Source organism: Enterococcus bulliens (assembly GCF_053761865.1).
Genome location: NZ_JBSMXK010000057.1, coordinates 1 through 1,229 on the forward strand (window position 1 = coordinate 1; position 1,229 = coordinate 1,229).

Annotated in this window: 3 protein-coding genes; all 3 read right to left on the bottom strand. The window is 35.8% G+C overall.

All coding sequences use genetic code 11. The annotated features are described in order from the left end of the window. Positions 1-102: 102 nt before the first annotated feature. On the bottom strand, positions 103-243 hold the full coding sequence (locus ACWOEC_RS12205; RefSeq protein ID WP_455308479.1) for a hypothetical protein: 141 nt from the start codon (positions 241-243) through the stop codon (positions 103-105). Positions 244-309: 66 nt separating this feature from the next. Then, the gene (locus ACWOEC_RS12210) at positions 310-1,005 is read right to left on the bottom strand and encodes a Fic family protein (RefSeq protein ID WP_455308481.1); all 696 of its coding nucleotides are present in this window, start codon (positions 1,003-1,005) and stop codon (positions 310-312) included. Between the two features lie 48 nt (positions 1,006-1,053). After that, on the bottom strand, positions 1,054-1,229 hold a 176-nt coding region (locus ACWOEC_RS12215), incomplete at its 5' end, for a tyrosine-type recombinase/integrase (RefSeq protein ID WP_455308475.1).

Here is a 1,229-nt window from a genome sequence, read left to right on the forward strand (position 1 = left end):
ATTGGAGCTGTCCTTATGGACCTTCATGACGAATGGCTCAGTTCTACAAGAAAATATATTAAGTTTGATCAATGAGAGACCAGTAAAACATTGTATAGTATTTTACACAGGATTATGGACTTGACTTTTTTTCTTACTCAAAAAAAATCCTTTAATTCTTGTAACTATTTTCTTTCTATTAGTAAATATAGCTGTAACAAGTATTCCTACGATAGCTCCCCTAACATCTTTAAAAACTTCCATTTATATTCTCCTTATTATCTATAATTAGGTGAGAATAGCGTATTCGCTAGTATCCACCTGGAATTTTTAACCGTAATATATGCCAAAAACACAATGCTCATACATATATGAAATTATAGTTGACTCATCCACTAATAGATTACTATTATAATAATTGGATAGAAGTTCATTAAACTTTGCAAATTTTGTTTCAGGAATGGACAACAATCCCAAACCTTGGCTAAACATAATCTGATTAGCAGTTAATAACGCAGTTCTCTTATTACCGTCCCAAAATAGTTGATTTTTCGAAATGAATAGAAACAGTCGCAGGGCTTTTTCCGTCTCTGATATCTCTTGATTCAGTATCTCGTCATATTTATTCTTTACTTCATCTTCAGTCAACATTGGTGGCACATATCTTCCTTGAATAGTCGATACTTCTACCCCACCGGTACGTATTTCACCAGGAAACAGCGCATCTTCCGCCGCAACTACCCGATTTATTCGCTTACTTGTCTCAATCAGGGGTTCCTGTACGTCGTTTAAAAGCATTTCAAAGCCTCTTTTTAAGTTAACGACGGTCAAGACATCATCTACAGCCACGTTATTGGCCCGATTATACTTAATTATCTCTTCTGTTTGTAACAATGTTGTGTTTAACCCTTCGAATTTCCCCGCATTATACACCAATTCTACAATGTTTTTCTTCAATAAATACACTGACTCTTTGCGAGATAAATGGTATTTATCAGGAAATTCAGGTCGCTTTTCTTCGTTCATTTTCTCACCTCTTGAATTTTTCCTTCTATTATATAGTGCGTTAGTCTGTCACAGATCCAAACTTTTTACGGCAGTGTCTTTGTCTTCCTGGGTGATTCCAATATAGCGTAAGGTCTCCCGTTGCGAAGAATGGTTGAGCAGCGACTGAATGATCTCTGTTTTGGTTCCTTGCTTGTACAAAAAATAGCCAAAAGTCTTACGCATCGAATGGGGACCAATTTCTT